Genomic DNA, 6,000 nt, shown 5'->3' with positions numbered 1-6,000 from the left:
GGTAATTTGGCATTTGACAAGTGCACGCTGTTGAGTTCTCAAGGATCGGATGCTCCTGCTACTCGGCCTCTCAGCTCCGCCCGCAGGGCAACTTCACTATCTTATGTGTCGCTTCGCTTCTGTCAAATCCGCGTTCCCGACAAGATGTCGGGCACAGCGATCATCGACGACTTCACGAAGCTGGATCTGCTCCGGACGTTCAGCTTCTCGCCGATCCGCCGGGCAACTTGTTGAGTCTATGGGTTTCTGCGTGACTGTCAAAATCGACGCTCACGCGCCGAGCCCGACCCGCAACTGTTCGACCGCCCAGTCGAGCTCGGTGGCCCGCACGACCAGCGGCGGCGCGAAGCGCACCGTCTGTCCGTGGGTGTCTTTCGCGAGCACACCCCGCGCGAGCAGCCGTTCGGCGATCTCGCGACCCGTGCCGACGGCGGGGTCGATGTCCACTCCCGCCCACAGTCCCGCGCGGCGCACCGCCGTGACGCCGTGGCCGATGAGAGCCGTGAGCTTGTGCTCGAGGTGCTCGCCGAGCGCGAGTGCCCGCGATTGGAACTCGCCCGACTGCAGCATCTCGACGACCCGCAGCCCGATCGCCGCAGCGAGCGGATTGCCGCCGAAGGTCGACCCGTGCTCACCGGGCCGGATGACCCCCAGCACGTCGCGATCGGCGACGACGGCCGACAGGGGCAGGATGCCGCCACCCAGCGCCTTGCCGAGCAGATAGACGTCGGGCACGACCTGTTCGCGGTCGCACGCGAACGTCGTGCCGACGCGGCCGAGCCCCGACTGGATCTCGTCGGCGATGAACAGCACGCCGCGCCGGGTGCAGATCTCGCGCACTTGCCGCAGGTAGCCCTCGGGCGGCACGATGACGCCCGCCTCGCCCTGGATGGGCTCGATCAGCACGGCCGCCGTGTTCGGGGTGATCGCCGCTTCGAGCGCGGCGGCGTCGCCGAACGGCGCGTGCACGAATCCGGGGGCGAACGGCCCGAACCCGGCGCGCGCCACGGGGTCGTCGCTGAAGCCGACGATCGTCGTCGTGCGGCCGTGGAAGTTGCCGTGCGCGACGATGATCTCCGCCGCATCCGGCGCGATGCCCTTGACGCGCTCGCCCCACGCGCGCGCGACCTTGATACCGGTCTCGACGGCTTCGGCGCCCGTGTTCATGGGCAGCACCATGTCTTTGCCGGCGAGTTCGGCCAGCGCCGCGGCGAAGAGCCCGAGCCGGTCGTTGTGGTAGGCGCGGCTCGTGAGCGTCAGCCGTTCGAGCTGTTCGCGCGCCGCGGCCAGCAGCGCCGGATGCCCGTGCCCGAAGTTGAGCGCCGAATAGGCCGACAGCAGGTCGAGGTACCTCTTGCCCTCGACGTCGGTGACCCACGCGCCCTCGCCGCGCGCGATGACGACGGGAAGCGGTTCGTAGTTGTGTGCGACGTGCTCGGCCTCAGCGGCGATGATGGCCGCTGTCGCAGCATCCGTCGAGAAGATCCCGGTGGTCATGGCTCCCCCTCAGCGTCGCAGTTCGAGCGTGCAGCACTTGATGCCGCCGCCGCCCAGCAGCAGCTCGGACAGGTCCACGAGCACGGGGTGGTACCCCCTCGCGCGCAGCTGCGCTTCGAAACCCGTCGCGCGCGGCGAGATGATGACGTTGCGGCCGTCGCTGGCCGAGTTCAACCCGAAGACGGCGCCGTCCTCGTCGGACACCCGGATCGCATCGGGGTAGCGCTCGGCGAGCACCCGCTGCGAGCGCTCATCGAACGCGTGCGGCAGATACGCGATGGTGGCGCGCTCGACGCCTCCTTCACCCTCGACGGGGTCGAGCACGGCGAGCGCCGTGTCGAGGTGGTAGAAGCGCGGGTCGACGAGGCCGAGTGAGACGACCTCCTTGCCGAAGAGCTCCGACAGCTCGCGGTGACTGTCGTCGGTCGAACGGAAGCCCGACCCGGCGAGGATCGTGTCCCCCACGAGCAGGAAGTCGCCCTCCCCCTCGTTCACTTCGCGCGGCTCGACGACGTCGAAGCCGTTCGCGCGGAACCAGTCCATGAACGCGGGCGCCTCGGGCACCCGCTCGGCGAAGCGGAACTTCGCGCCGTACGCGACACCGTCCACGACGAAGCCGCCGTTGGCCGTGTAGACCATGTCGGGAAGCCCCGGCACGGGATCGATCAGGTGCACATCGTGACCGAGCGCGACGTAGGTGTCGTAGAGCGCCTGCCACTGCCGCACGGCGAGCGCCGTATCGGTGGGTCTGGTGGGCTCCATCCAGGGATTGATCGTGTAGCTGACCGTGAAGTGCTCGGGTCGGCACATGAGATACGTGCGATGCTGCTGGATGCGGGTCGTGGTCACGATGTCGTCGGGGACGGTGTTCGGCGTAGACATGAAGCTCCTCGCGAAGGTTCGGCGGACGCTGTCCACGGGCCCGCCGGCCCCGATCCGGCGCTCATCCAGGAGCAGCAGGCGGGGAAGCGACACGGGCACGCCGCATCCATTCTCGCACGCGACGCACTCGGGACCGAGACGAGGACGGTCTTCTCAGTGCGCGCGCACGACGACCTTGCCGACCGTGCGACCGGCTTCGACGTGCGCGAGGGCGCTGCGCGCGTCCGACAGCGGCCACGTGCATTCGACCACCGGCGTGATCCGCCCCGCGCCGACGAGGCCGACGAGGGTGTGCAGCACGTCGGGCTTCGCGACCGCCGTGAGGGGCCGCAGCGATCGCCGGGAACCGACCGAACGAGCGGATGCCGCGGCGATCCGGCCGATCGGACCGAGCAGGCGTCCGCCGTCACCGGACACGAGCACGACCGAGCCGCCGTCGCGCACGAGGTCCTGAAGAGCACGCAGCGGAGCGGTCCCGGCGATGTCGAGGACGGCGTCGAAGCCGCGCCCGAGCTCAGGCCCTCCCGGCTGCACGACCCGGTAGTCGAAGGTGCGTGCGGCGCCGATCGACGAGACGAGAGCGCGACTGCGCTCGCCGCACAGCGCCCACACTTCGGCCCCGCGCGCGACGGCGAGCTGCACCGCGAAGGTGCCCACTCCGCCGGACGCACCGATGACGAGGACGCGGTCGCCCGGCACGACGCCCGCGCGTTCGAGCGCCTGCCACGCGGTGCCTCCCGCAACCGGCAGCGTCGCGGCATCCGTCATCGATACGTCGTCGGGCACGGGCACGAGCCGGTCCGCCGGCGCGACGGCGACCTCGGCGAGCCCCCCTCCCGGCAGTTCGCCGACGACGCGATCGCCCGGCGCGAACCGTGTCACTCCCTCTCCGACGGCGACGACGCGGCCGGCGACGTCCATACCGCGCACCGCGACGCGCGGCGCCCGCAGCCCGAAGAAGGGCCGGACGAGCAGGGGCTCCCCCCGCATGATGTGCACGTCGCCGGCGTTCAGCGCCGTCGCGACGACGTCCACGAGCACTTCGCTCCGCCCCGGCTCGGGAACATCGACGTCCGCACGGGCGACGACATCCGCCGAGCCGTATCGACGCTGCACCCACGCCGTCATCGTCGCGCTCATGTCACCCCTCCGGGTACTGGAAGACATCGTCGATGCCGAGGCCGAAGACGCGCGAGAGCTGGAACGCGAGCTCGAGCGTGGGCGAATAGCGGCCCTGTTCGATCGCGATCAGCGTCTGGCGGGTGACTCCGATGCGTCCGGCGAGCTCGGCCTGCGTCATCCCGGCCCGTTCCCGCAGGACGCGGATGACGTTCGTGACCTTCGTCGGCTTCACCATCAGAGAAGTCCGCGGCGGTAGGCGATGACGCTCGCGACGCCGCCGACGAAGGCGGACAGGGCGAAGCCGAAGAACATCGCGTTCGCGATCCAGAACCGGTCTGCCTCGAGAGCGCACAGGACGATGACGCCGAGTCCCGCGATGACGAGGAACGACTGACCGACGCGCGAACCCATGCGGGCGATGTCCCGATCGCGCACGTCGGACCGGCCGACGCCGTCGGGACCCCGCAGGCCCGCGAGCAGACCCCACAGGATGCTCAGCACGATCGTGCCGACGATGCCGCCGCCGATCGTCCAGAGCATGATGGGCCACCACTCGACATCGGTCAGTGCACCCCCGCCCGCCTGCTGCAGGACGATGAGGACGTAGGCGGTCATCGTGACGACCGTGACGATGAGTCCCGCCCAGGCATTGCGCTCTTCGTAGACCATGGTGCATCCCTCGACGTGTAAAGAATGTTTGACAGGGTGAGCGTACGACCGCCCGTGCGGTGATGTCAAGAAAAATTGACACAGCGGTTCGCCGTCGGCTTTCGGTTTAGGATTCTTCGACCGTCACAGCCGACGGCTGCCCGAACACCGGAGTTCTCATGCGCAAGCGCTGGATCGCGCTCATCGTCGTCGCCGCCGTGCTCGTCGTCGCCCTCGTCGGCGGCTACTGGGCCGGGCGCAGCCTCTTCCACATGCCCACGGCGAAAGGCGTCGACTCGGTGATCGGCGAGATCGGCGGCGAACGCGTGCTGGGCGTCTTCGCGCATCCGGATGATGAGCAGACCGTCAACGGCCTGTTCTGGCGGGCGAAGGACCGCGACGGCGCGTACACCGCGATGGTCACCGCGACCGCCGGCGAGGCCGGGCACCAGGTGCCCGTCGTCGCACGGCAGGATGACCTCGGCATCGTGCGCACCGCAGAGGCGCTCAAGAACAGCTTCAACCTCGGCGTCGACGAGCACGAGGTGTGGGACTACCCTGACGGAGGAGTGCCCGGGGTATCGGAGCAGGAGCTCGTCGACCGGCTCGTGACGACCATGAAGCGCGTGAAGCCCGACGTCGTCGTCGGCTTCTGGCCGGCCAGCGGCGCGACCGGCCACAAGGACCACATGCAGATGGGCCGGGCCACCGAGCTCGCCATCGCGCAGCTCGCCGATGAAGACGGCCCCTACCGGGGACCCGATCAGCTCGTCTACACGATCAGCCCCACCACGGCGCTGTCGCTGTTCGGCGGCGAGCAGGGCGCCCTGGTCGTCGCGAACCAGCCGGACCCCGAGTTCGCCATGTCGGCCGAGGTCGGAAAGAAGCACGAGGGCTGGGCGATCCACGCGTCCCAGGCGGACTACCTGCAGTCGGCCTACTATCTGCCCGCGTGGCTGGTCTACCTGCTGTGGGACCAGGAGTTCTACCACGTGCGCGACCTTCACGAGGATCCGATCCGATGAGCGGATCGACACCCGGGCTCGCGGACTGAGATCCTGATCAGCATGGCTCGCCGATCCGCCGAGGACACCCGCCGCCTCATTCTGGACGCCGCTCTTCACCTGCTGCTGGAGCGTGGCGCGACGGCGGGTGTGCAGCACATCCGCCTGCAAGAGGTGCTGCGCTCGGTCGAGCTCACGTCCGGCGCCGCCTATCGCATCTGGGCCGATCAGGACGAATTCCACCGCGAACTCGCGGTCGAGATGGTCCGGCTGAGATTCGCGGGACCCGTCGCGAGCGCGTCGAGCGCGATCCGCGACGTGCTCGCCGACGACGGGACGATGGACGACGTCGTGCGCGCCGCGGCCCTGGACCACGTCACCTACGCGTCGAGGTTCCACCTCGAGCCGGGATCACGCGATTCGCATGCCTTCATCACGGCGCTCGCGCTGCGCACGGCGGCGGGGTCCTGGCCCGAGCTGCGCGAAGCGAGCGCCGAGCGTCATCGCGAGTCCGTCGAGTCGTTCGCCGTGTTCTACGCCGAGCTTCTACGCCGCTTCGGACGACGCCTGCGGACGCCGTTCACGATCCTCGACTTCGCCGAGGCGATGGCAGCGCTGGGCGAGGGCTTCGCCGTGCGTGCGGCCGAGGGCCTGGACCATCCGAACTACGACATCCCCGAGGGCGCCGAGGCCCCTCCCGGCGAGTGGACGCTCTTCGGCATCTCGATCCTGGGCCTGGTCTCCGCCTTCACGGTGCCGGTCGACGAGGACTGAGCGCGGACCCCGGCCGATGCGCGATCACGCGGACGGCCGGGGTCGCTGACCCCACTTCGGACGAGCCGCACGA

The 6,000-nt window shown here is 69.5% G+C and carries 8 protein-coding genes; 3 read left to right on the top strand and 5 right to left on the bottom strand.

The genetic code is table 11. The annotated features are described in order from the left end of the window. Nucleotides 1-234, top strand: a 234-nt coding sequence (locus ACWIBS_RS09965) for a hypothetical protein (RefSeq protein ID WP_376130394.1), incomplete at its 5' end; no start/stop codon positions are given. A gap of 36 nt (nt 235-270) precedes the next feature. Here the strand turns inward: ACWIBS_RS09965 and rocD are convergent. From rocD to ACWIBS_RS09940, 5 genes are all read right to left on the bottom strand, one after another. After that, nucleotides 271-1,497, bottom strand: coding sequence for an ornithine--oxo-acid transaminase (rocD, locus tag ACWIBS_RS09960; RefSeq protein WP_376130397.1), 1,227 nt, complete (start codon nt 1,495-1,497; stop codon nt 271-273). A 9-nt stretch (nt 1,498-1,506) separates the two neighbouring features. Further along, on the bottom strand, nt 1,507-2,379 hold the full coding sequence (ddaH, locus tag ACWIBS_RS09955; protein WP_376130400.1) for a dimethylargininase: 873 nt from the start codon (nt 2,377-2,379) through the stop codon (nt 1,507-1,509). 153 nt (nt 2,380-2,532) lie between these two features. Next, on the bottom strand, nt 2,533-3,519 hold the full coding sequence (locus ACWIBS_RS09950; protein ID WP_376130402.1) for an NAD(P)-dependent alcohol dehydrogenase: 987 nt from the start codon (nt 3,517-3,519) through the stop codon (nt 2,533-2,535). 1 nt (nt 3,520) lies between these two features. Continuing rightward, a complete protein-coding gene (locus ACWIBS_RS09945) occupies nt 3,521-3,736 on the bottom strand; it encodes a helix-turn-helix transcriptional regulator (RefSeq protein WP_376130405.1) in 216 nt (71 codons plus the stop codon). Then, nucleotides 3,736-4,170: a hypothetical protein gene (locus tag ACWIBS_RS09940; RefSeq protein ID WP_376130408.1), complete on the bottom strand. Its 435-nt coding sequence runs from the start codon at nt 4,168-4,170 to the stop codon at nt 3,736-3,738. The genes ACWIBS_RS09945 and ACWIBS_RS09940 overlap by 1 nt, the downstream gene beginning before the upstream one ends. A gap of 158 nt (nt 4,171-4,328) precedes the next feature. On the opposite strand from ACWIBS_RS09940, the gene ACWIBS_RS09935 reads away from it, so the two are divergent. Both ACWIBS_RS09935 and ACWIBS_RS09930 read left to right on the top strand, forming a co-directional pair. Beyond that, nucleotides 4,329-5,174, top strand: coding sequence for a PIG-L deacetylase family protein (locus ACWIBS_RS09935; protein ID WP_376130411.1), 846 nt, complete (start codon nt 4,329-4,331; stop codon nt 5,172-5,174). Between the two features lie 42 nt (nt 5,175-5,216). Further along, nucleotides 5,217-5,927 (top strand): hypothetical protein, encoded by a 711-nt coding sequence (locus ACWIBS_RS09930; protein WP_376130414.1) that lies wholly within the window; start codon nt 5,217-5,219, stop codon nt 5,925-5,927. Nucleotides 5,928-6,000: the final 73 nt, after the last annotated feature.

The sequence above is a fragment of the Microbacterium sp. NPDC055442 genome (genome assembly GCF_053644215.1).
Note: the sequence above shows the minus strand (reverse complement) of the source record. Positions and strands in the feature narration are given on the sequence as shown.